This window comes from Yersinia rochesterensis (assembly GCF_003600645.1).
In the GTDB taxonomy this organism is placed as follows: domain Bacteria; phylum Pseudomonadota; class Gammaproteobacteria; order Enterobacterales; family Enterobacteriaceae; genus Yersinia; species Yersinia rochesterensis.
Genome location: NZ_CP032482.1, coordinates 558,990 through 583,372, shown reverse-complemented (window position 1 = coordinate 583,372; position 24,383 = coordinate 558,990). Strand labels below are relative to the sequence as shown.

Here is a 24,383-nt window from a genome sequence, read left to right as displayed (position 1 = left end):
TATGCCAATGACAAAATTCTTCCATGCACTGAAACGTTCGCCCTCCACCAGCATCGGGCTGTTTATTCTCTCCTTGCTGGTGTTCATCGCGATTTTCGCCCCGTGGCTGGCACCCTTTGATCCCAACTGGCAAAACGCGGCTGACCGCCTGCTACCACCGGGTCGCGACCACTGGTTGGGGACTGACAGCTATGGCCGCGATATGCTGTCGCGCCTGATTTACGGGACGCGCCCAACCTTGGGGCTGGTGCTGCTGGTGACCGTGATAACCCTGCCGCTGGGTTTGCTGGTCGGGGTGCTTTCCGGCTATTACGGCGGCTGGCTCGAACGTATTCTGATGCGCGTCACTGATGTGGTGATGTCGATGCCGCGTCTGATTCTGGCTTTTGCTTTCGTCGCCATGCTCGGCCCCGGTTTAATTAACGGCGCACTGGCATTGGCGCTGACCACCTGGCCGGCCTATGCCCGTCAGGCCAGAGCAGAGATTCAATTACTGCGTAAAAGTGATTATCTGGCCGCCGCTGAAATGATGGGAATCAAAGGGTTGCGGCTGCTGTGGGGCCATATTCTGCCTATGTGCCTCCCCTCGGCAGTGGTGCGGCTGGCATTAGATTTAGCCGGGATCATCTTAGCCGCTGCCGGGCTTGGTTTCCTTGGGTTAGGTGCTCGCTCGCCGATGTCAGAATGGGGATCTATGGTCGCCGACGGCATGCAGGTTATTTTTGACCAATGGTGGATTGCCGCGATTCCGGGCTGCGCTATCTTACTGAGCAGCATGGCATTTAATCTGTTAGGCGATGGCCTGCGCGATATTTTGGACCCTCACCATGACTGATAAAATTTTTGCCGTCGACAATCTCTGTGTCGATTTCCAACAACAGCGGGTGGTGGATAATATTTCATTCCATCTCGGCCACGAGCGGGTTGCGTTGGTGGGAGAGTCCGGCTCGGGCAAATCCATTACCGCCAGAGCGTTGATGGGGTTAGTGCGCACGCCGGGCAAAGTCAGTGCCAAAAAGCTGAGTTATTATGCGGATAACACCGACGCACAGGGCAATGCTGGTCAAGTTACTGAACACGATTTACTGCAGTTGAAACCAAAGCAATGGGCCGCATTACGTGGCAGTGAAATTGCCATGGTGCTGCAAGACCCGCGCTATGCACTGAATCCGGTGCGCACCGTGGGGAAACAAATTGAAGAATCTCTGCTGCTGCATAATGCGCTTTCCGGTGCGGATACCCGCGAGCGGGTATTAAATGCGCTCGCCTCGGTCGGGCTAAATGCCAGTGCCTGGCACAGTTATCCCGGCCAACTTTCGGGTGGCATGGGCCAACGGGCGATGTTAGCCATCGCTTTGGTGAATAACCCACGGGTATTAATTGCTGATGAACCCACCTCCGCATTGGATGCCAAACTGCGCAACCAAATATTGGAGTTGATTGTCGAGCAGACTGAGCAGCGCAATATGAGTTTGTTGCTGATAAGCCACGATCTTCCGCTGGTTGCCGAGCATTGCCATCGGGTGTTAGTGATGTATCAGGGGAAACTGGTGGATCAAGGCGCGGCGGCTGACTTACCCCATTCAACCCACCCTTATACCCATACTTTGTGGGCCTGCCGCCCGAACGCCAGCACCTATGGCACTGATTTACCAGTATTAGATCGCAGCGCTGATTTCTCTGGAGGTTCCCGTGGCACTGATTGAAGTCAAAAATCTACGGGTCAGTTTTGCTCAAAAAAATCAGTTGAAAACGGCGGTTGAGTCGGTCAGTTTTACCGTTGAAGAGGGTGAAACTTTCAGTCTGATTGGCGCATCTGGCTGTGGTAAATCTACCGTATTACGCACTCTGGCGGGCTTGCAGCGCGAGTGGCAAGGCGAGATAACCTTGCTGGGCCAACCTTTGCAACCAGGGCACCGTTTTACCGGCCAACTGCGCAAAGAGGTGCAGATGGTGTTCCAAGACCCTTATGCTTCTCTCCATCCTCAGCATAATATTCAGCGCACATTGGGTGAGCCGCTAAAGATTCATGGCGAGCAACATATTCAGCAGCGAATTGATCAAGCTTTAGAGCAAGTGGGCTTACCGGCTTCTGCGGCACAGCGCTACCCTCATCAATTCTCCGGCGGCCAGCGCCAGCGGATTGCCATCGCCCGCGCCCTGTTATTGCGGCCCAAACTGTTGCTGCTGGATGAGCCGACTTCAGCATTAGATATGTCAGTTCAGGCAGAAATTCTCAACTTACTCAATCACTTGAAACGCGAACACGGCATGACCTATTTGCTGGTTAGCCATGACAGTGATGTGGTCGCACACATGTCCGAGCGCGCAGCCATGATGGAGAGTGGGAAGATTGTAAGAGAGTTTACGCGGCGGGATCTTGAGTTAGCGGAACATTTTATGGGGTAACATTTCTCCTTCAATTGCCAATCATGCTTCAAGTAAGCTAACAGCAGCTTGCGAAATATCAAATTTATACTGAATTTGTACACACAATCACATCAACTAAAACCCCTTAATCACCGCCACCAATCCGCAGTGGCGCTGACTTATGTCGTCCTGTACAAAAAGGCGGCATAAAAATGCCTATTTTGGGGTGCTCTGAACAGGGAGTAACCTAACGCTGTTTTCCTTGTCCTAAGTCAAACTTGTTTACCGCCACCTATATATAGTGCTTCTAGTGATTTAAAAACCCATATGTAGTAGTTATCCACAAAATCATCCACACCCCCTCGCAACCCTGATGTGCTGCGGGTTGTCTTGTGGATAACCTTTGCGGCAGTAAACAGGAGCGACATTGTGAAAACAGTAGTGATTAAACGGGACGGTTGTCAGGTACCTTTTGATGAGGTGCGAATCAAGGAAGCGGTCGAGCGCGCAGCGCTGGCAGTTGGCGTGGTAGACGCAGATTATTGTGCAACTGTTGCTCGTGTGGTCGCTCAGACGATGGAGAACCAGTCGAAAGTTGATATCCGCGACATCCAAACTGCGGTAGAAAACCAACTGATGGCCGGTCAATATAAGCAGCTCGCCCGAGCTTATATCGAGTATCGCCATGACCGGGATATCTCGCGCGAACTGCGTGGTCGCCTGAATCAGGAAATTCGCGGTCTGGTAGAGCAAAGTAACCAAGCGCTGCTGAACGAAAATGCGAATAAAGACAGCAAAGTCATCCCAACTCAGCGGGATCTGCTGGCCGGTATTGTCGCGAAACATTACGCCAAACAACATATTTTGCCACGGGATGTGGTTTTGGCTCATGAGCGCGGTGAAATTCACTACCACGATTTGGATTACGCGCCGTTCTTCCCCATGTTCAACTGCATGCTGATTGACCTTAATGGCATGCTGACCCAAGGTTTTAAAATGGGTAATGCGGAAATTGAGCCGCCAAAATCCATTTCTACCGCCACCGCAGTGACCGCTCAGATTATTGCGCAGGTCGCCAGCCATATCTATGGCGGCACAACCATTAACCGTATTGATGAAGTCCTGGCGCCATTTGTCACGGAAAGCTTTAACAAACATAAGGCGGTAGCCGAAGAGTGGCAGATCCCCGATGCCGCCGGTTATGCTATGTCGCGTACTGAAAAAGAGTGCTACGACGCATTCCAATCACTGGAATATGAAGTCAATACCCTGCATACCGCCAATGGCCAGACGCCGTTTGTCACTTTCGGCTTCGGGCTGGGCACTAGCTGGCAATCGCGCATGATTCAGCAGGCGATTCTGCGTAATCGCATTGCCGGTTTGGGCAAAAATCGCAAAACCGCAGTGTTCCCGAAACTGGTTTTTGCTATCCGTGATGGTCTAAACCATAAATTTGGCGATGCCAACTACGATATCAAACAGTTGGCGCTAGAGTGCGCAACCAAGCGCATGTATCCAGATATTCTCAATTATGATCAAGTGGTTAAAGTTACTGGCTCTTTCAAAACGCCAATGGGCTGCCGCAGCTTCTTGGGTGTGTATGAAGAAGATGGCAAGCAAATCCACGATGGCCGTAATAACCTTGGGGTTATTAGTCTTAACCTGCCGCGTATTGCATTGGAAGCCCAGGGCGATGAAGCAAAATTCTGGCAATTGCTGGATGAGCGCCTGTTGCTAGCCAAGAAGGCCCTGATGACCCGCATTGCGCGTCTGGAAGGGATCAAAGCTCGCGTGGCTCCTATCCTATATATGGAGGGGGCTTGTGGGGTGCGCTTGCAAGCGGATGATAATATTTCAGAAATCTTTAAAAACGGCCGCGCATCTATCTCTCTGGGCTTCATTGGTATTCATGAAACAGTTAATGCCCTGTTTGGTCATCATGCACATGTCTTTGATGACGAAAAATTACGTGAAAAAGGCGTGGCTATCGTCGAACGCATGAGACAAGCCACTGATAACTGGAAAGAAGAAACCGGCTACGCCTTTAGTTTGTACAGCACGCCAAGTGAAAACCTGTGTGATCGTTTCTGCCGTCTGGATACCGCAGAATTTGGTGTGGTCGAGGGTGTCACCGACAAAGGCTATTACACCAACAGCTTCCATCTGGATGTTGAAAAGAAAGTTAATCCGTATGACAAACTGGACTTCGAAGCGCCTTATCCACCATTGGCTAACGGCGGTTTCATTTGTTACGGCGAATACCCGAACTTGCAGCACAACCTCAGAGCGCTAGAGGATGTCTGGGATTACAGCTACAGCCGAGTGCCTTATTACGGCACCAATACGCCGATTGATGAATGTTATGAATGCGGTTTTACCGGCGAATTCTCTTGTACCAGCAAGGGTTTCACCTGCCCGAAATGTGGTAATCATGAGCCGTCGAAAGTGTCGGTCACCCGTCGGGTATGTGGTTATTTAGGCAGCCCGGATGCACGGCCATTTAACGCCGGTAAACAAGAAGAAGTGAAGCGCCGCGTTAAGCATTTGGCAAACGGACAACTGGGCTGATTATCACATTGAATTATCACCAATATTATCCAGTCGATGTCATCAACGGCCCCGGCACCCGCTGCACACTGTTTGTCTCCGGCTGTGTGCACGAGTGTGTGGGCTGTTATAACAAAAGCACCTGGCGACTGAATTCGGGTAAACCATTTACCCAAGAAATGGAAGATCGGATAGTTGCGGATCTGAATGACTCGCGCATCCATCGGCAAGGGTTATCCCTCTCCGGCGGTGATCCGCTACATCCGCAAAATCTGCCCGCCATTCTGCAATTGGTAAAACGTGTACGCCAAGAGTGCGACGGCAAAGATATTTGGGTCTGGACCGGCTATACACTGGCTGAACTGACCATCGAGCAGCTACAAGTGGTTGATTTAATTAATGTACTGGTCGATGGTAAATTTGTGCAAGACCTAAAAGACCCTTCACTTATCTGGCGCGGCAGCGGTAACCAAGTTATCCATCACCTGCGGTAATTTATTTTAGCCATTCTGTTCACTATTCCATTCTGTGCTTTCCAATGCGCAGAATGGTGGTGGCTATCGCTGTTCATATCTCCCCCCAAAATACACTTTCCCTTGTAAAAATCGCGTTATCAACCGCGTAAAACTTCATCGTTCTGCCATCTCAGCTTAACCCTACTGTCATTAAAAACCGCCAGCATAGCGGTGAGAAAACTTACGGGCTATCACCATGACCCTCCGCCACCTGCTCATCAATATTGCTACTTTTGTTGTTTCAGTGTGGATGGCTGTCGGGAGTGTTGATACACAGAGAAGGGTTATCTGCCATGCACTTATCTAGACCACCGACCAGTTATCCCACCCGCTATCAACAAATTGCGGCCCAGTTAGAGCAAGAGTTGCGCGGCGCTTATCGCTGTGGCGACTATCTGCCTTCCGAGCAACAATTGGCTGAACGCTATCAGGTGAATCGCCATACTCTGCGCCGCGCCGTCGATGAACTGGTCGAGCGCGGCTGGCTGCAACGCCGGCAGGGCATCGGCATTCTGGTGTTGATGCGCCCTTATGATTATCCGCTGCATGCCAATGCGCGCTTTAGCCAAAACTTATTAGATCAGGGCAGTGACCCCACCAGTGAGCGCTTACTCGCGGTTTTACGCCCCTGTATTGAGCATGTCGCCAAAGCTCTGTCTTTGGATGAAGGGACGACAGTGATTCATTTGCGCACCTTGCGCCGAGTCAATGGTGTCCCAGTCTGTGTTATTGATCACTACCTGCCAGACCTGAATTGGTGGCCTGCATTACAGCAGTTTAACTCCGGCTCACTGCATCAATTCATCGCCCAACATCTACAACAGCCATTAAGCCGTAGCCAAACTCGCATCAGCGCACGCCGTGCTCAAGCCAAAGAGAGCCGCTTGCTGGAAATCGCCACCCACGCCCCATTGCTCTGTGTGCGCACCTTGAATATTGGAGTTGCTAGCCAGCAGGTGGCGGAGTATTCCGTCAGTCTGACCCGCGCTGACATGATTGAACTGACCATGGAGCACTAAATGGAAAGTACCTCGAACACGCGGCAAGGCTGGATGTCAGTGTTGGCCCACAGCCAACCGGCGCAATTACTTGCCCATTGGCAACCTTTGAATCTATCACCGCAATATCAAGTCATTCGCGCTCCCGAAATTGGTTTAAACCAATTGCAGGCGCGGATGGGCGGTACTGGCCGCCGATTTATTCTGGGCGATATGACCATCACCCGCGCGGTTATCAAACTCGACGATAACGCGGACACCTACGGCTACAGCTACATTGCCGGGCGCAATAAGCCCCATGCAGAACTTTGCGCCGTGTTGGATGCGTTATTACAGCTTTCAATAATTAACGGTAAACCTGCTGGCCTGAGTGAATTGTTACTGAAAACCGTCATTCACCCACTGGCGGCGATACAGCAAGAACGGCGGGAATTACGCGCCCAAGCTATCGCCACCAGCAAAGTTGATTTCTTCACCTTAGTACGAGGAGAAGATTAATGATCTTATTAACCCATTTCGACCAACCGGTTGATGATGCCCAACATGCTTTTCGCCGTATTCTCAAAGCGTTAAGTGAGCCTGGGGTCTTGATTTCGCTACCCCATAGTCGCGGCTGGCCACCATTAAATCCCGCCGCCACCAGTATTTTGCTGACTCTGGCAGATCAGGAAACGCCGCTCTATTTAGCACCAGTGCTTAACAATGATGCCGTGCAGCAGAATGTGCGTTTTCATTGCGGAGCGCCCCTGACGGCTAGCATCAGTACCTCCAGCTTTGCCTTATTTGACCATGAGATAACCGAAGATTTGCTGGCTAACTGCCCGGCGGGTAATGAACTTTCGCCGGAGCACTCCACCACGGTCATTCTTCAGGCCGAAAACCTGCATCACGGCGTACCTCTGCGCCTACGCGGGCCGGGAATTGAACACTACCGCACGGTCGCGCCGCAATTACCCTCTGCTGTGCTGAATTACTTGCTTAACCGCCCCGCCGCATTCCCTGCGGGACTCGATTTTCTACTCACCTGTGGCGAGAACCTAATGGCAATCCCACGCACTACCCATGTGGAGGTGTGCTGATGTACGTTGCCGTCAAAGGGGGCGAAAAAGCTATTGCCGCCGCCCATCAGTTACTGGAACACCAGCGCCGTGGCGATACACAAATCCCGGCGGTCGATTGCGAACAAATTGAGCAACAGCTAGGACTGGCGGTGGATCGGGTGATGACCGAGGGCGGAATTTATGATCGCGAATTGGCCGCTTTGGCCATCAAACAGGCCAGTGGCGATCTGGTGGAGGCCATTTTCCTGCTGCGCGCCTACCGCACCACTTTGCCGCGTCTGGCAGTCAGCCAACCGCTGACCACTGGCAATATGCGGCTGGAGCGCCGTATTTCCGCCATTTACAAAGATTTGCCCGGCGGCCAAGTGCTTGGCCCGACTTACGATTACACCCACCGGCTACTGGATTTCACCCTGATGGCCGCAGGAGATGCCCCGCGCGCCCCCAATAGCAGGGAAGCATCGTCAGAAGATTTATCGCAAGTTTTTTACGCCCATGTGTTTGATTTATTGGCCCAAGAGCAATTAGCGCATGTTGAGCAAGATGACGATACCCCGCCGGAAGATATCACCCGCAATCCGCCGGTTTACCCATGCAATCGCTCGGCACGGCTGCAACAACTGGTGCGCGGTGATGAGGGGTTCCTGCTGGCGCTAGGATATTCCACCCAGCGCGGTTATGGCCGCACTCACCCATTCGCCGCCGAGATCCGCACGGGCTACCTGACAATTTCCATTGAGCCGGAAGAACTGGGATTTGCCATTGATATCGGCGAAATCCTGCTGACCGAATGCGAAATGGTGAATGGTTTTGTCAGCCCAGAGTCAGAACCGCCGCACTTTACCCGCGGTTATGGGCTGGTGTTTGGCCGTGGAGAGCGCAAAGCCATGTCGATGGCACTGATGGACCGCGCCCTGCAAAGCCGGGAATATGCCGAAGATGTCGCCAGCCCGGCACAGGATGAAGAATTTGTATTATCCCACGCCGATAATGTCGAAGCCGCCGGTTTTGTCTCTCACCTCAAACTGCCCCATTACGTGGATTTCCAAGCCGAACTCGAGTTACTCAAGCGCCTGCGGTGTGAGCATTTACTTACTTTACAACAGCCATCCACTCAGCCACTCACTTCACAACCGCAGGAGCCGCGCCATGACTGAAATCCTCGCCGGTTATAATCTGGGCTATCTGGATGAGCAAACCAAACGCACCCTGCGCCGCGCGCTACTCAAAGCCGTGGCCATTCCCGGCTATCAGGTGCCATTTGGCGGGCGTGAGATGCCGATGCCCTATGGCTGGGGCACCGGTGGAATTCAGCTAACCGCCTGTTTGATTGGCCGCTATGACGTGCTGAAAGTGATCGACCAAGGGGCTGATGACACCACCAACGCGGTGTCGATCCGCCGCTTCTTCCAGCGCGTCAGTGGGGTCGCCACCACGGAAAAAACCACTGACGCCACCTTGATCCAGACCCGGCACCGCATTCCAGAAACAGCACTGACTGAAGATCAGATTCTTATCTATCAAGTGCCCATCCCAGAGCCGCTGCGCTTTATTGAACCGCGCGAAACTGAAACCCGCAAAATGCATGCTTTGGAGGAGTACGGCGTGATGCAGGTCAAACTGTATGAAGATATCGCCCGCTACGGCCATATCGCCACCACCTATGCCTATCCGGTGAAAGTGAATGACCGCTACGTGATGGACCCGTCGCCAATCCCGAAATTTGATAACCCCAAGATGCACATGATGCCCGCGCTGCAACTGTTTGGAGCCGGTAGGGAAAAACGCCTGTATGCCCTGCCGCCCTTTACCAAGGTAGAAAGTCTGGATTTCGACGACCACCCGTTTACCGTGCAGCAATGGGATGAGCCTTGCGCCCTGTGCGGTTCGCGCCACAGTTATCTTGATGAAGTGGTGATGGATGATAAAGGCAGCCGGATGTTTGTTTGCTCGGATACTGATTATTGCCAGCAGCAATTGGCTGAGGCCGCTGCACCAGAGGTAAATATCCCATGATTTCACAAGCCGCTATTTTAACATCCATTACTTTAAAAACCCCCGTCGCCCATCCGCTGTTGTCGGTGGAGAATCTCACCCATTTGTACGCGCCGGGTAAGGGGTTCAGCGATGTCTCTTTCCAACTGTATCCCGGCGAAGTATTAGGGATTGTTGGCGAATCTGGCTCGGGGAAAACAACTTTGCTGAAATCCATTTCAGCCCGCCTGACACCGCAACAGGGGCAAATTATTTACCGCCCTGATGCACAGCAAGCACTTGATTTATATCAGATGGCAGAAAGCCAACGCCGCCGTTTACTGCGCACTGAATGGGGCGTGGTTCATCAGCATCCACTTGATGGGCTGCGGCCACAAGTCTCGGCGGGCGGCAATATCGGCGAACGGCTAATGGCCATCGGGCAGCGCCATTATGGCGAAATTCGCCAACAAGCAGGCCGCTGGCTGGAGGATGTCGAGATCCCATTATCCCGTCTGGACGACATGCCCACCACCTTCTCCGGTGGGATGCAACAGCGGCTGCAAATTGCTCGCAATCTGGTGACTCATCCAAAACTGGTGTTTATGGACGAACCGACTGGCGGTCTGGATGTGTCGGTGCAAGCACGGTTGCTAGATTTACTGCGCAATCTGGTGGTGGAAATGCAACTGGCGGTGGTGATTGTCACTCATGATTTGGGGGTTGCCCGCTTATTAGCTAACCGCCTGCTGGTGATGAAAGAGGGCCGGGTTATCGAAAGCGGCCTAACTGACAGGGTGTTGGATGATCCTCACCATCCTTATACCCAATTACTGGTTTCATCCGTGCTGCAAAACTGATTGAGAGCTGACTATGAACTCCCTGCAACTGCCCATGACTCCCCTGCAACTCAAAGTTGAAAATCTCAGTAAAACCTTTGTGTTACACCACCAGCACGGCATTCGTCTGCCGGTGCTACATCAAACTTCGCTGGAAGTCAGCAGTGGAGAATGTGTCGTGCTACACGGCCATTCCGGCAGCGGAAAATCGACCTTACTGCGCTCCTTATATGCCAATTATTTACCCGACAGCGGCCATATCTGGGTGAAACATCAGGGTGAATGGCTGGATATGGTGAGCGCCGAAGCTCGGCAGATTATGGTCGTGCGCCGCCATACTGTGGGTTGGGTCAGCCAATTTTTGCGGGTGATCCCGCGGATCAGTGCATTAAATGTAGTGATGCAGCCCTTGCTGGAGCTAGGGATTGACCGGCAAATCTGCCAACAGCGGGCGCAAGACTTGCTAACCCGCCTCAATGTGCCGCCGAGATTGTGGGATTTGGCCCCCTCCACCTTTTCCGGCGGCGAACAACAACGGGTCAATATCGCCCGTGGTTTTATCGTCGATTACCCTATTTTACTGCTGGATGAGCCGACCGCCTCACTGGACAGCACCAATAGCGCGGCAGTGGTTAGCCTGATTGATGAAGCTAAACAGCGCGGAGCGGCGATTGTCGGGATTTTCCACGATGAAAACGTGCGAAATCATGTCAGTGACCGCCTACTGACCATGACCCCACCGCCCTCTAATGTCAGCACGGAGGTCTCATTATGATCCTCAATAACATTAATCTTATTCTCGAGGATCAGGTGGTCAACGGATCACTGGAAATCCAGCAAGGCGTGATCCGCAGTTTCAGTGATCGCCCGACACAACTTTCAGCGGCTCTTGATGGACAAAATAGCTGGTTATTGCCGGGGTTGATCGAGCTGCATACTGATAATCTCGACAAGTTTTTCACCCCGCGCCCCAATGTGGATTGGCCCGCGCATTCAGCAATGAGCAGCCACGATGCGCTGATGGTGGCCAGCGGCATCACCACGGTGTTGGATGCCGTGGCTGTCGGCGATGTACGGGATGGCGGTCATCGGCTGGATAATCTGCAAAAAATGATTAATGCGGTGGTTGAGAGTCAGCGGGCGGGATTGAATCGAGCTGAACACCGGATTCATTTACGTTGTGAATTACCCCATGACAGCACCTTGCCACTGTTTGAAGAACTGATGATGCAGCCAGAGCTTTCATTGGTTTCTTTGATGGATCACTCGCCGGGCCAGCGCCAGTTTGCTTCACGGGCTAAGTACCGTGAATATTATCAGGGGAAATATCATCTTAATGACTTGCAAATGGCAGAATTTGAAGAAGAGCAAATCAGCCTTTCAGCCCGCTGGTCAGGGCAAAACCGGCAGGCCATTGCCGCTCACTGCCGCCAACGGGGCATTGCACTAGCCAGCCATGACGATGCCACTGCCGAACATGTGGCGGAATCACAACAATTGGGCAGCGTCATTGCCGAATTTCCCACCACCGAAGTGGCGGCCAGGGCTTCGCACCAACATGGGTTACAAGTTTTGATGGGTGCGCCCAATATTGTGCGCGGTGGCTCCCATTCCGGCAATGTGGCGGCGCACCAACTGGCGACACTGGGCGTATTGGATATTTTATCTTCCGATTATTACCCCGCCAGCTTGCTGGATGCGGCATTCCGTATCGCGCAGGACTCGACCAACAGCTTCACTTTGCCGCAAGCGGTCAATCTGGTGACACGTAACCCGGCCAGGGCCTTGGGGCTGGAGGATCGCGGTGTCATTGCCGAGGGAAAACGCGCGGATTTGATCTTAGCTCGCACCCATGATGGCCCGCAGGGTCAACATGTTTACGTGCAAAATGTCTGGCGGCAAGGAATACAGGTGTTTTGATGGCGCGCTTAATCTATCTAATGGGCGCTTCCGGTGCCGGTAAGGATTGCCTGCTGTCCGCACTACGGGCAGCAATGCCCGTCAATATGATGGTAGCGCACCGCTATATTACCCGCGAGGCCCACGCGGGCGCTGAAAATCATATTGCGCTGAGTGAGCAGGAGTTTTTATTGCGCGCCGAACAGGGATTATTTGCGCTGTGTTGGCAAGCACATCAGCATCATTATGGGGTGGGAATTGAGATTGATATCTGGCTGCAACGCGGGCTGGATGTGGTGGTAAATGGCTCCCGCGCTTATTTACCTGAGGCCCTACGGCGCTATCACGACCAATTACTGCCGCTGTGTCTGACTGTTTCGCCCGCTATTTTAGCCCAGCGTTTACAGCAACGTGGCCGTGAAAACAGTGAGCAAATCGAGGCGCGTTTACAGCGGGCGCAACATTATCAGCAACAACTGCCAGTTAACTGCTTGCAACTTTGCAATGACGGCGAGCTGTACCACACACTGGGGCAATTGCAGCAATTACTGGCAATCGGCTCGTCATCAGAACACACCAAAGAGAGTCAATCATGGAACTGACATTGTTAGGAACCGGATGCGCCCAACAGGTGCCGGTGTTTGGCTGTGAGTGTGTGATTTGCGCCAAAGCCAGAGTGCAGCCCGCGCTACGCCGTAAATCTTGCAGTGCAATGTTGCGTTATCAGGGGGAAACGACCTTGATTGATGCGGGGTTGCCGACACTGGATCAGCAGTTTGCTGCGGGGGAAATTCAGCGTTTTTTGCTTACACATTACCACATGGATCACGTTCAGGGGTTATTTCCGTTACGTTGGGGGTGCGCAAATGCGATCCCGGTCTATGGCCCTGCGGATCCTGACGGCTGTGACGATCTGTATAAGCACCCAGGAATACTGGCTTTTCAGCCGCCATTAAGGGCATTTCACCCGATTAAATTTGGCAATTTACGGGTCACGCCAGTGCCCTTAAATCACTCAAAAATCACCTTCGGCTATTTACTGCAAAGCACCAACAAAATTATCGCCTATTTGACAGATACCATTGGGTTACCGGCTGATAGCGCGCTATTTTTAACCAGTAAAAACATTGATTTACTGGTGCAAGATTGCAGCCATCCGCCACAGGAGCTTTCACAAAATAATCCACCGCCACGTAATCATAATGACGTGACAATGGCGCTCGCCATCAGTGAGTTATTGCAGCCCAAAGCCACTTTACTGACCCACATTAGTCACCAGTTGGATGTCTGGGCGCTCGACAACACACTGCCCGCCGGCATCACTATTGCTCAAGATAATCAGATAATTAGCTTATAATAATTGCTCCCCAAAGTCATTGGAATCGCAGGTAGACAGCCAGTAAATGAATTCCGATGAGCTTGCGCCAGTAAGTGATTCGGGTGAGTGAATGCAGCTAACCCCCCTGCGGCTTCAAGTACGAAGGGGATGTTGCATTTGGGCTGATGATAATACTGTCACGCCCTCTTTCGGCGGAGCAAAAGCTTGATCCAGCAGTGCTTGCGCCACATCTTTGGCTTTAATTAAGCGCCATTTATCAGGTAATAAGGCAAATAGCGGGGCGCTGAGACTTTCCATTAATCGTGGTGCCGTGCGCTGACCCGCCAGCATGGACGGCCGGGCGAAAGTAAGTTGTGGCCAGCCCTGAGCTTGCAAATCCCGCTCAGCCTCACCTTTGGTGCGGTTATAAAACAGCCATGAATTTGGATTCGCCCCTATCGCGCTCACTAGCAGGAAATGCCGCGCACCAAGCCGCAAACCGGTTTCACCCGCTGCCAGCACCAGCCGATAATCCACCTGCCGAAACGCCGCCTGACTGCCCGCTTGCTTACGGGTGGTGCCCAGACAGCAAAAAACTAAATCCACTGGCTCATTGAGTGTTTTTAGCAACTCGCCGATATTCTCGCCTTGCGGATTAATCAGTTTATTCATAGCAGCCAATGGTTTACGAGTTGGCGCAATAATAGATGTCACGCGGGCATCCAAACGTAGCAAGCGCAGTAATTCGCCCCCTACCAAACCACTTGCCCCCAGTAATAGTACCTTCGCCATCTAACCTCCCAATAAAAACACTAGCACCACCCAACATGGAGACAATCATCAAATCAATTGTTATGAATAATAAATACCAGAAACACCAGAACATAGCGAAGAAACTATGCCCAAAGTCATTGGAGTTTTGCAGGTAGGCGGCAAACGAACTTATCCCGATGAGCTTACTCAAGTAAGTGATTCGGGTAAGTGAGAGTAGCTAACACCCCTGCAACTTCAAGGGCTAAGGGCATGTATTCCAATACAATTTCTTGCCAAAACCAAGGGTATTATTGGTCATCTTGATTTCCAGCAAATTGAGCTGCCAGAGGGGAGCGGAGGCGACTTTAGCCACTGGGAAACGGCGGCAATAGCGCTGGCGAGCGAGGTGTTCGGCATCGCCCGTTAATTCAGTTATTTCGCCGCGATATTGAATGCCTTTTATCAAGGCCACGGTACGCGGTTGGGTAGCAATGGTTCCGACAACCTGCGGGTTTACCTGCATCAGCTCGCCGTGGCGAGTGTGTTTTTCTGTCATCAGATAAAGCGCCATTTGGGCTTCATCAAAGACATAAAAACAGTTGGCGCACCACATCTCCATACCGCTGCCAGCGCACAGCGTCAGGACATGTTGCTGGCGCAGGAAGCGGGTAATGGAGATCAGATCATCAGGGTTATTCACGTCACTCATATTCACATCACTTTCCAGCTAAAAACAGCTTTCAGTGTACATCAACTTTAGCTCGATTAACTTTTGCCTCTATTAGCTTTTACCTCTATTAGCTTTGCCACATCAGACGGTCGCGTGATGTCAGGGTGTCTGCTGGCAAAGTGGCGAGCACCGCCTGATAGCGTTTGGCCTCTTGTGGATAGCCCCGAGCCGCCTGTAATAACAGCCGCAATGCGCTGTCATAATCAATGCCGCGCAAATCGCGGTAAGGCCACAATTCGGGTTCAGCAATAAAAGGCAGTAAATAATCAATGCCTTGCTGCACATTACGGCCGTCCTGCACCCACTCCCAGCGGCCTATTTCTACATGCTCGCCGTAGCGGCACAGCAGCAAATGCGCCTCCATATTGAATAAGGAATAATGGAAAGGCACGGTGCGCTCCAGTTCCATCCATTGCTTACCGTCTTGCGCTATTTGTGCCGCCAGCCGTTGGGTTATCCCCTGGCGAATAATGGTGGAAACCAGCCCACGATCGCCATAGAACATCGCATTTGCCGCGCGCTGCACGTCATACCAGGTGCCGTGGTTGTTGTGCCAGACATATTCCGAATGGCCCACTTCGCTGTGAAACATCCAGTGGTTAAAGTCACGGAACCACTGCTGCAACACCGCGGTATCCTCGGTATCCAGTAGCTTGGCGGGCAATATCAACCCAATAGTATCAATCACCATCCACATCAGCCGGGTATCGATTAACCCCGTCCCACGGCCAGAAACAATGCCGGGGATGGCCTGACCATAATTCAAGTGCGGGTTCATCCGGGTTTTGGCATCTAAAAACCAACAACGGATCTGCTCTGCCGCCACCTGAGCATAGCGGCTATTTCCGGTAAAATAGTAAGCCAGTCCGAGGGTTAGGCAGCGGTCACACATCCGTTCAATGCGCTGCGTGTCGGTATCGTCATTCTGGCTCTGTGGATTGGTATGTCCATCGCGACGCACATAAGGCAATCCATTGGGCTTACGCGGATTCGGCCACCAGTAAGTGCCAAAACTGTAATAATCGTGAATGTCGCCACTGACGGGCAGTAGCGTTTTGTGTGTCACACTTTCCGGCGGTTGATCGCGCAATGCATCGGCTTCACTTAATAACCGGCGCAATGCCGGTTGTAATGGTGAAAATGGCTGCTGCAATACCGCTTTCGCTTTGGCAAGGCAATCCACATCGAGCGTGTACAATTTCATTGGCGTCATGGGCATTGCTTCCTTTATGCAGCCTGACTGGCAACCCGCACGCCAGTGGCGGCATCAAAAATGTGGATACCGGCCAGCTTAGGCTGCAAATACACGGTCTCCCCTGCATTCACCGCCAAACGCTGTTTGAACACCGAGGTAAAGCGGCCCCCACCAGTGCTGCAAAATAGCTGCATATCCGAGCCGGTATTTTCAATCGCGGTAATGGTTGCTTTCAGTGCGCTGGCGTGGTGCGTTTCATCCACCACATTGACCTGCTCCGGACGAATGGCATACACCACATTTTGCCCATCAGTCACTTGCAAACCGGCTGGCAATGTCAGCAAAGAGCCGTCTTCCAGCCGCAGCAAGAATTCTCCATCCTGTTGTTGCTCTCCAGTATTGAGCACTACGGTGCCTTTCAACTGATTGATCTCCGGCGATCCGATAAAGCCGGCGACAAATAGATTGGCGGGACGATCGTAAAGATCCAGTGGCGAGCCGACTTGCTCAATGCGCCCATCGCGCAACACCACGATCATCTGCCCCATAGTCATAGCTTCAATCTGATCATGAGTGACATACACCGACGTGGTTTTTAGCCGCTGATGTAATTCGCGGATCTCGCCACGCACCTGAGTACGCAATTTGGCATCCAGGTTCGACAAGGGTTCGTCGAACAAAAACACTTGTGGGTTACGCACGATGGCACGGCCCATGGCAACTCGCTGGCGCTGACCACCGGACAAATCTTTCGGGAGCCGCTCCAGCAAAGCTTGTAAACCCAGTAATTCCGCCGTGGATTCCACTTTTTTATTGATATCCGCTTTGGACATTTTGGCCATTTTCAGCGCAAAACCCATGTTCTCGCGCACCGTCATTTGCGGATACAGAGCATAACTTTGGAATACCATGGCAATGTCGCGCATCTTGGGTTCAACGTCAGTGACGTCTTTATCATTGATGCCCACCGTGCCGCCGGAGATCTCCTCCAGCCCGGCGATCATGCGCAGTAAGGTGGATTTTCCGCAGCCGCTCGGGCCAACTAACACGCAGAACTCACCGTCAGGGATTTCCAGCGATACATCGCGGATCACATGGGTGTCACCGTAAGATTTACAGACATTTTTAAGTACAACCGATCCCATTTTGTTTCTCCCTAGCCTTTAACCGCGCCAGACATGATCCCGCGATTGAAATGTTTTTGCAGACCCAGATACACGATGATGCTTGGCAACATCGCCAACAGAGTGATGGCAATAAAGATATTTGGTGTGATGGTCTCGTCAGTGCGTAATGTGCCGAGGATCACCGGAATAGTGTTCAAACTGTCCTGATTCACCACAATCAGTGGCAACAGGTATTGGTCCCAAATCATGATAAAGCCGAAAGTCACCACGGTGCCCAATGCCGGTTTAACCAGCGGTAAGATGACGTGGAAGAATATTTGCCATTCACTGGCACCATCAATGCGCGCCGCCTCTTCCAGCTCTTTCGGGATAGCCGCCATAAACTCGGTCAGCACGAAGATAGAGAAAGCCCAACCCACGACCGGCAGGATCATGCCCAGATAGCTGTTGTACAGCGAGGCATCAATCACCGGCAGCCGCCAGTTGATTATCATATACAGCGGGATGGCGATAACTTCTTCCGGCAGCATCATGGTCGACAGAATAATCAAGCTGGTCAGCGAGACCCCGACAAACTTTTTACGGGCTAGCGCATAGGCCGCCAGAGCACTGACCGACACCTGTAAAATGGTGCCGAAGAACACCACGACGATGGAGTTCAGCAGGTATTGCCAGACGCCGATATCCATCCAGGCAAAGATAAAGTTATCCCACGAGAATTGATTGGGCCAGGCCAGCAGCTCCCCCGGTTTTACCGGTGCGCCGCTGAATGCGGTGGCAATGATGCCCCAATATGGGCCGACAAAAACCACCAGCAACAGACCATAAATTACCCAGCGGCCGATACTGTTCCAACTTTTACTTTTCATTACCAGTCTCCGGCTCGGGTTAGTAACGGGCTATACGCTTTTTCAAGGTGAGATGACAAATAGTCAGCACCACAGTGAAAGCGAATAACAGGAAGGACACCGCTGACGCATAACCATAATCAAACTGTTCAAAGCCCAGCTTGTAGATATGAGTCATTATCATTTCTGTCGCATTAGACGGGCCGCCGCCTGTGGTGGCATAGACTTCAGCAAACACCCGGAAACCACGGATAAATGACAGCATCAGCACCACAGAAAGCGCGGGGATCATGCCCGGCAAAGTGACGTAACGCAGACGGTTCCACCAGTTAGCGCCGTCCACATTCGAGGCGTCGTACAAATCACGGCTAATCCCCACCAGACCCGCAATAAAGATAACCATGTTGTAAGGCACGGCTTTCCAGATATGCAGCAGCATCACGGTCCACAGCGCTTGGTCGGTATCGGCCAGAAAACCCTGCGCTTCAATGCTAAACCACGACAAAATGTGGTTGACGACACCGTTGCTGGTCGGGTTAAACAGAATTCGCCACATTTCGGCGACGATCGCTGCACTGGTCACCGCTGGCAAGAAGATTGCGGTACGGATAAAACGCAAATGCCGCGCTGGCCCTTCCAATAGCATCGCTAAGAAGAAAGCGATAAAAGCGGCCACCACCATGGTGACCACCACATATAACAGGGTGTTGAAAACCGCAGAATGCAGTGCTTCATCACCCATCGCGCGGGAAAAGTTGTCAAACCCGACCCACTCATTTGGCTGGTTAAAGTTAACCTTGTAAAAACTCATCACCAACCCTTGTAGCATCGGGATGAATTTAAACCAGGTGAAGATGACCAGTGCCGGGGCCAAGAACAGCCACGGAACCAGATTACGTTTTAGTCGGGGGGTTAGCGTTATCATGATTTACTCACTGCCCTAAGACATTCTGTTTAGCCAACTCATCATTCACTTTCTGATTCACTGCTTTTAATTCAGCAGGAATATCACCTTCACAGTTGGCTAAGATGCGGTTGAAACCTTCAGCAGTGACCTGACGAATTGGCGTCCAGTTAGGTACTTGCGGAATATAGCGGCCATGTTCGGCGTACAAATCTGCAAACATTGCCCAGCGTGGGTCGTTATAAACTGCTTTGGTATCAACCAGTTTATTAATGGATAAGCGCACCACCGGCATATTGTTGCTGCCCATGCCCATGCCGATTTGTTGGCCTTCAGGTGAAATCATGAATTCTATGAATTTCTGAGCAGCTTCTTTTTTCTCGCTACTTTTCATCATAAATACCGTGGTACCTTCGGCCAGTGTTGCCTGCCCTTTTGGCCCTTTTGGCGGCGGGATCACTTCAAAAGCATCTTTACCAGGATCTTTATCAAATAGAGCAATATGGTATGGGCCGGTGACGAACATGCCGCTTTGACCGGAGCGGAAAGAAGGGATGGCATCGGCGGTGGTGGCATTAATCGCGCCCGGCTGTGCCGTTTTGTCACACACCATGCCGCGAATGAAGCTCAGTGTTTCAACTGCTGCGGGTTCTTCTAGTGAGCCTTTAAATTTGCCCTCACCGGCCGGGCGAATGAAGTCACCACCGGCTTGCCACAGATAGGAGCTGATAAACCAGCTGGTGTAACCACGGGTGGTGGAGGCAGGCAAAATAAAGCCGTAAGTATCATTTTTGCCATTACCATCGGGGTCATTAAAGGTAAAGGCTTTGGCCAGAGTGCTGATATCTTCCCAGCTTTTCGGTAACTCTAACCCCAGTTTTTCGCGCCAATCTTTACGGATAAACAAAGCAAAAGTTTGTGCTGAAGTGGGTACGCCATAATATTTACCATCAATATATTGGGCACTCTCCCAAGCGGTATCTAAGATATCTGACCCGCCAATAATATTTTTCGGTTCAATCGGCTCAACAATACCGAGCTGAACAAACTGCCCGATAGCCGCCGCATCGTTGAAAATCAAGTCCGGCAAAGCATTACCTGCCGCAGCCCTTGCCAGGCGCTGTTCAAAATCGGTGGTGGCATTGAAATATTCAATTTTGATGCCGGTTTTCTTCTCAAAAGTTTCAGCTTCTGCTTTATAAATATTTTTTGAATCATTACTGGCGCGTATCCACACCTGTAATGTCTCTGCTGCGTGGAGAGAAGGAACCCCCATGGCTAAATAAGTTAACACCAGCAAAGATTTTATTTTTACTTTTGACATTATCATTTTTGTCTTCATCTTAGCGTCCTCGTTGAAATCTAATTTTTATGAATTTACCCAGAAGTTTAAATAACAGAATAAAATCACGAAACACTCGACAACATTAGAACCCAGAGGAAAACAAAAAACTACACCATAAAAAACAAAACTTAATTCCATTTTAAAATTTATGCTTAAGATCACACTTGAAAAATGAGACAAAATAACAATTAAGTTAAATTAACATTTAAAAACATAAAGTTATAATATTCATTTAAAAAAACAAAAAAACCGTGTAATTATTTAAATTGCCTAAAAAATGTCTAAAATAGAGATTTAATTTGATGCCAATCACAATTTAAATCATTTATTAACAGATGATTTATAATATCGATCTAGATCACAAAAGTCCTAAAACTTTACCCTAGAATTCAAATCCATCTGAAATGAAACAGCGTTCTCTTTATTGATAATGCACCAATAAATTTAATAACCTTGTTTTTTGAAAGGTAAGGAAACTATTCATTAAAAATGAATAAATTAATTAAATTAACCAAGACACTTTATTTTTAATCATGTAAATCATAAAAAATAAGGAAAGTATGATGAAAATGTTGGGTAAAAATAACCTATTACTGGCTATTCTTCTTGGCTCCTCGCCATTTATTTACGCGGCAGAAAGCCACCCATTATTATTAAAGATGAATGATATAAACTATAGCATTGACCAAATTAAACAAAACAATCCGCTATATGAGAAATCCTATAAAAATCTGATAGCTAAAGCAGACATTGCCCTGAAAGCGCCGCTCTACTCTGTCATGGATAAAAGTCTGTTGGCCGCCAGTGGTGATAAACATGACTATTACAGCTTCCCGCCTTATTGGTGGCCGGACCCAAGTAAGAAAGACGGCATGCCTTATTTACGCAAAGACGGCGAAACGAATCCTGATGCCAATAGCGACGCGACTGATAAAAAACGCATGAACAGCTTCAGTGCCGATGTCTATTATCTGGCATTAGCTTACAGCTTTACCGGCAAGCCAGAGTATGCCGAAAAAGCGCGCGATTTATTGGTCAATTGGTTCGTCAACCCTAACACCCGAATGAACCCGAATCTACAATATGCTCAAGCTATTCCAGGCATCAATGAAGGCCGAGGTATTGGCTTGATAGATAGCCGGGCACTGGTAGACGTGATTGATGCGGTGGAATTGATAAGGCCCGCAAATGTCCTCAATGACGCCGACTATCAAGCGATCAAACTTTGGTACAAAGATTTTTATCAATGGATGACCACCAGCCAAAATGGTTTCGAAGAGGATAATTGGCATAATAACCACGGCACCTATTTTGATATGCAAGCCGCCTCTTTTGCGTTATTCAGCGACCAAAAAGCCGCCGCACAAAAACGCTTAGAAATCACGCAACTGCGCCGAATTCCGTCACATTTTGATATGCAAGGCCGCCAAAATGCAGAACTGGAACGCACCCGCCCATGGCATTACAGTAATTTCCATCTGGAAGCCTACAACAAGCTGGGCCGCCTGGGTGAAGTCGCCGATAAAGATATCTGGAACTTTAGCCTTGATGAACACAGTTTGAAAAAAGGCTATCAATATGTCGCGGGCTTTATCAATACCGACCAGGTTTGGCCGTACAAAGACTTGGACGGGGTACAAGATAAAAAAGCCTTGGTCAATATGATAACGGCCGCCCGCGCCTACCCGGCTGACACTGATTTCCAACAGAAAGCGCAATACCTGATTGCCCAATATCCGGATGCCGTTGAAATCCTGCTTTACCCAATAACACAGCCATTGAACACAAAAAAATAAGCACCGCGAGGACACACCAGATATGAAGCAGTTTACGGATCGGCAGATGGCAAAAATCCGCCAGCGCGCTGTGCTACATCAGGAAAATACAGTGCAATATCAAGGAAATACAGTGCAGCAGCCGGATATTATTGCCACGCTGATTGCGGGTAATCAGGTGATTTTGGACTCAAAAACACAAGTCCCGACCACCGGTATCGCCACCTGGAACCATTACTATTATTGCCCTGATCACGGTGTGATGTTGGAGTGGGATCGCCATTCACCGACTCAACACCGGTGCCCGATAGACTCGCATCTGTTTAGCGGAGAACCCTATGACGGCGCCTGGTGGCGGGCGCTTAATGGCCTCAATGCCAAAGCTTGTAATCAGCTCGGTTTACTGTGGCAACTCACTGGAGAAATACGTTACTTCGAAAAGGTGCGGGATATTCTGATCAATTACGCCCGCTACTATCCTGACTATGAAGTTCACGGGGGGATACCGTACAACGGGCCGGGCAAAGCCAATGCGCAGACATTGTGTGAGGCCAATTGCCTGCTTGATTTTGCATTGGGTTATGACTTTATTGCCGATACGCTCAGTCAGGAACAACGCGACTGTATCGCCGGGCGTTTATTGCGGGAGGGTGCGGATTTCTTAATGCAACACCGCACCCGCCAGTTGCATAACCATGAAGTGAAGATCAGCAGCGCTATCGCGGTGATCGGCTTGATCCTCGAAGATGAACACTATATTGAGTTTGCGGTGAATGCCGAGTATGGCCTGCGTTATCAGCTAGAACATGGGTTGTTCAATGAGGGATTATGGTTTGAAGGCTCGGTGCATTATCACTTTTATGCGCTGCAAGGCTTCTGGTCATTTGAAAAACTGGCCGCCGGTAGCCGCTACAGTCTGCTGGCGTTACCTTATTACCGCGATATGCTCAGCTTCCCTTTAAAACTGCTGATGCCCGATGGCACATTCCCGCGCATCAATGATTGTACTGCGGGTCAAGAGCAACTCAATCATGCCCATTTGTATGAGTTTGCTTTTAAAACTTATGGTAATGATGAATATGCTGCCGCCCTACAGCATATTTATCGCCATGAGCCGCGCCTAAATTTGGATGCTCTGCTGTATGGCGTTGAAGAATTACCACCACAAATGATTGATGTCATTCCAACAGATACACTGCATGCACCGGATTGCGGGCTGACCATCTTGCGCCAACCGCAGTCTGGTCGTGCTTTGTTGGTAAAACACAGCCCTTACGGAGGTGAACACGATCATTATGATCGGCTAAATTTAATTCTGTTTGAGCAAGGGCACGAAATTCTGCCGGATTTAGGCACCACTGGTTATGGCGCGCAGCTACATTATGGTTACTACAAAAATAGCGCCACTCACAATACGCTTAGTATTAACCAGGCAAATCAGCCGCCCGCTGTGCCGGTGATTCATAACTGGCATCAATCGGCAAAATTTAGTTGGTTGGATACAGAGGTAGATTGGCGTAAAAAAGCGCCCGAGTTAGACAGCCATACTCGTGTTCAATGGGATTGCGAAGCTTATCGCGATGTAAAATTCCGTCGCCGTATTTTGTGGCTGGATGACGCCATTATTGACCTCAGCAGTATCATTAATCCACATCAGCAAGAGTGGAGCTGGACACTGCATATTGACGGCATGGCAATGGAATCAGTCGGGGAAAGTACCACCTTCAGTAACAGTGGGCCGATGCAATATTTACATCAGGTTACCGCCCAACCACTTAATGGCGTGATTCAGTGCCACTATCAAACAGCAGCAGCACACCCATTATCACTTTGGCTCGCTGCGGATGCCACCCTATTCCAAGGGCTGGCACCAGCAAACCCGTCAGTGCGTGATATCAGTTATCTGGTTTTACGTCATCATCAACCCGAGTCACTGGTCACTTGCGTATTTGATATGAATAACCACGACCCACTGTTGGATGTTCAAGTGGACAATAATGGCGAGATATTATCCATCAAATTAACTCGTCAACAGCAGGTTATACAGGTAAAAATTCCCTTTACCGACAGTAACCTACCGCTATTCAGTTAATTTTATTCCGGATGGGGCAATCATTGCCCCTCTGTGTCGATACTTATCTCTTTTAGCAGAGACATTCCCAGCACATCCCCCCATAGAAAAGGA

At 50.5% G+C, this 24,383-nt stretch carries 24 protein-coding genes; 17 read left to right on the top strand and 7 right to left on the bottom strand.

Annotated features, from left to right (window positions below; genetic code table 11):
• Position 1 precedes the first annotated feature (1 nt).
• From DXZ79_RS02830 to phnP, 15 genes are all read left to right on the top strand, one after another.
• Entirely contained in the window at positions 2-835 is an 834-nt protein-coding gene (locus tag DXZ79_RS02830) for an ABC transporter permease (RefSeq protein WP_120011075.1), read from the top strand.
• On the top strand, positions 828-1,706 hold the full coding sequence (locus DXZ79_RS02825) for an ABC transporter ATP-binding protein (protein ID WP_038636705.1): 879 nt from the start codon (positions 828-830) through the stop codon (positions 1,704-1,706). Before DXZ79_RS02830 ends, DXZ79_RS02825 begins: the two co-directional genes overlap by 8 nt.
• On the top strand, positions 1,693-2,409 hold the full coding sequence (locus DXZ79_RS02820) for an ABC transporter ATP-binding protein (protein WP_038636708.1): 717 nt from the start codon (positions 1,693-1,695) through the stop codon (positions 2,407-2,409). Before DXZ79_RS02825 ends, DXZ79_RS02820 begins: the two co-directional genes overlap by 14 nt.
• 390 nt (positions 2,410-2,799) lie before the next feature.
• The gene (gene nrdD / locus DXZ79_RS02815) at positions 2,800-4,938 is read left to right on the top strand and encodes an anaerobic ribonucleoside-triphosphate reductase (protein WP_038636712.1); all 2,139 of its coding nucleotides are present in this window, start codon (positions 2,800-2,802) and stop codon (positions 4,936-4,938) included.
• Between the two features lie 8 nt (positions 4,939-4,946).
• Positions 4,947-5,411, top strand: coding sequence for an anaerobic ribonucleoside-triphosphate reductase-activating protein (gene nrdG / locus DXZ79_RS02810; protein ID WP_120011074.1), 465 nt, complete (start codon positions 4,947-4,949; stop codon positions 5,409-5,411).
• A 314-nt stretch (positions 5,412-5,725) separates the two neighbouring features.
• Positions 5,726-6,451, top strand: coding sequence for a phosphonate metabolism transcriptional regulator PhnF (gene phnF / locus DXZ79_RS02805; protein ID WP_038636716.1), 726 nt, complete (start codon positions 5,726-5,728; stop codon positions 6,449-6,451).
• Positions 6,452-6,928 carry a phosphonate C-P lyase system protein PhnG gene (phnG, locus tag DXZ79_RS02800; RefSeq protein ID WP_038636719.1) on the top strand — a complete coding sequence of 159 codons (477 nt, stop codon included), beginning with the start codon at positions 6,452-6,454 and terminating at the stop codon, positions 6,926-6,928. It abuts the gene before it with no gap.
• Complete coding sequence (gene phnH / locus DXZ79_RS02795; RefSeq protein WP_120011073.1) at positions 6,928-7,509, top strand: phosphonate C-P lyase system protein PhnH; 582 nt, start codon at positions 6,928-6,930, stop codon at positions 7,507-7,509. The genes phnG and phnH overlap by 1 nt, the downstream gene beginning before the upstream one ends.
• Positions 7,509-8,648, top strand: coding sequence for a carbon-phosphorus lyase complex subunit (locus tag DXZ79_RS02790; RefSeq protein WP_038636725.1), 1,140 nt, complete (start codon positions 7,509-7,511; stop codon positions 8,646-8,648). Before phnH ends, DXZ79_RS02790 begins: the two co-directional genes overlap by 1 nt.
• Entirely contained in the window at positions 8,641-9,507 is an 867-nt protein-coding gene (locus tag DXZ79_RS02785; protein ID WP_038636728.1) for an alpha-D-ribose 1-methylphosphonate 5-phosphate C-P-lyase PhnJ, read from the top strand. Before DXZ79_RS02790 ends, DXZ79_RS02785 begins: the two co-directional genes overlap by 8 nt.
• Positions 9,504-10,325, top strand: coding sequence for a phosphonate C-P lyase system protein PhnK (phnK, locus tag DXZ79_RS02780; RefSeq protein ID WP_042562591.1), 822 nt, complete (start codon positions 9,504-9,506; stop codon positions 10,323-10,325). Before DXZ79_RS02785 ends, phnK begins: the two co-directional genes overlap by 4 nt.
• Before the next feature lie 34 nt (positions 10,326-10,359).
• Complete coding sequence (gene phnL / locus DXZ79_RS02775; RefSeq protein ID WP_072103613.1) at positions 10,360-11,079, top strand: phosphonate C-P lyase system protein PhnL; 720 nt, start codon at positions 10,360-10,362, stop codon at positions 11,077-11,079.
• A complete protein-coding gene (phnM, locus tag DXZ79_RS02770; protein ID WP_038636734.1) occupies positions 11,076-12,224 on the top strand; it encodes an alpha-D-ribose 1-methylphosphonate 5-triphosphate diphosphatase in 1,149 nt (382 codons plus the stop codon). Before phnL ends, phnM begins: the two co-directional genes overlap by 4 nt.
• Complete coding sequence (gene phnN, locus DXZ79_RS02765) at positions 12,224-12,805, top strand: ribose 1,5-bisphosphokinase (protein WP_038636736.1); 582 nt, start codon at positions 12,224-12,226, stop codon at positions 12,803-12,805. The genes phnM and phnN overlap by 1 nt, the downstream gene beginning before the upstream one ends.
• Positions 12,796-13,560, top strand: coding sequence for a phosphonate metabolism protein PhnP (gene phnP / locus DXZ79_RS02760; RefSeq protein ID WP_038636738.1), 765 nt, complete (start codon positions 12,796-12,798; stop codon positions 13,558-13,560). Before phnN ends, phnP begins: the two co-directional genes overlap by 10 nt.
• A gap of 114 nt (positions 13,561-13,674) precedes the next feature.
• On the opposite strand, the gene DXZ79_RS02755 is transcribed toward phnP, so the two are convergent.
• The 7 genes from DXZ79_RS02755 to DXZ79_RS02725 all read right to left on the bottom strand — a co-directional run bounded on the left by DXZ79_RS02755 (position 13,675) and on the right by DXZ79_RS02725 (position 20,420).
• On the bottom strand, positions 13,675-14,313 hold the full coding sequence (locus DXZ79_RS02755) for a Rossmann-fold NAD(P)-binding domain-containing protein (protein WP_050291552.1): 639 nt from the start codon (positions 14,311-14,313) through the stop codon (positions 13,675-13,677).
• 223 nt (positions 14,314-14,536) lie between these two features.
• Positions 14,537-14,983, bottom strand: a complete 447-nt coding sequence (locus DXZ79_RS02750; protein WP_038636744.1) for a YhbP family protein — start codon at positions 14,981-14,983, stop codon at positions 14,537-14,539.
• Between the two features lie 88 nt (positions 14,984-15,071).
• The gene (locus DXZ79_RS02745) at positions 15,072-16,217 is read right to left on the bottom strand and encodes an alginate lyase family protein (protein ID WP_038636747.1); all 1,146 of its coding nucleotides are present in this window, start codon (positions 16,215-16,217) and stop codon (positions 15,072-15,074) included.
• Between the two features lie 14 nt (positions 16,218-16,231).
• Entirely contained in the window at positions 16,232-17,344 is a 1,113-nt protein-coding gene (locus tag DXZ79_RS02740) for an ABC transporter ATP-binding protein (protein ID WP_038636751.1), read from the bottom strand.
• 11 nt (positions 17,345-17,355) lie between these two features.
• Positions 17,356-18,195 (bottom strand): carbohydrate ABC transporter permease, encoded by an 840-nt coding sequence (locus DXZ79_RS02735; RefSeq protein WP_038636754.1) that lies wholly within the window; start codon positions 18,193-18,195, stop codon positions 17,356-17,358.
• 19 nt (positions 18,196-18,214) lie between these two features.
• Entirely contained in the window at positions 18,215-19,099 is an 885-nt protein-coding gene (locus DXZ79_RS02730; RefSeq protein WP_005156239.1) for a carbohydrate ABC transporter permease, read from the bottom strand.
• A 7-nt stretch (positions 19,100-19,106) separates the two neighbouring features.
• A complete protein-coding gene (locus DXZ79_RS02725; RefSeq protein ID WP_038636758.1) occupies positions 19,107-20,420 on the bottom strand; it encodes an ABC transporter substrate-binding protein in 1,314 nt (437 codons plus the stop codon).
• 566 nt (positions 20,421-20,986) lie between these two features.
• Between DXZ79_RS02725 and DXZ79_RS02720 the strand changes: the two genes are divergently transcribed.
• Both DXZ79_RS02720 and DXZ79_RS02715 read left to right on the top strand, forming a co-directional pair.
• Complete coding sequence (locus DXZ79_RS02720) at positions 20,987-22,219, top strand: alginate lyase family protein (RefSeq protein ID WP_162928769.1); 1,233 nt, start codon at positions 20,987-20,989, stop codon at positions 22,217-22,219.
• A gap of 22 nt (positions 22,220-22,241) precedes the next feature.
• On the top strand, positions 22,242-24,290 hold the full coding sequence (locus DXZ79_RS02715; RefSeq protein ID WP_120011070.1) for a heparinase II/III domain-containing protein: 2,049 nt from the start codon (positions 22,242-22,244) through the stop codon (positions 24,288-24,290).
• Positions 24,291-24,383: the final 93 nt, after the last annotated feature.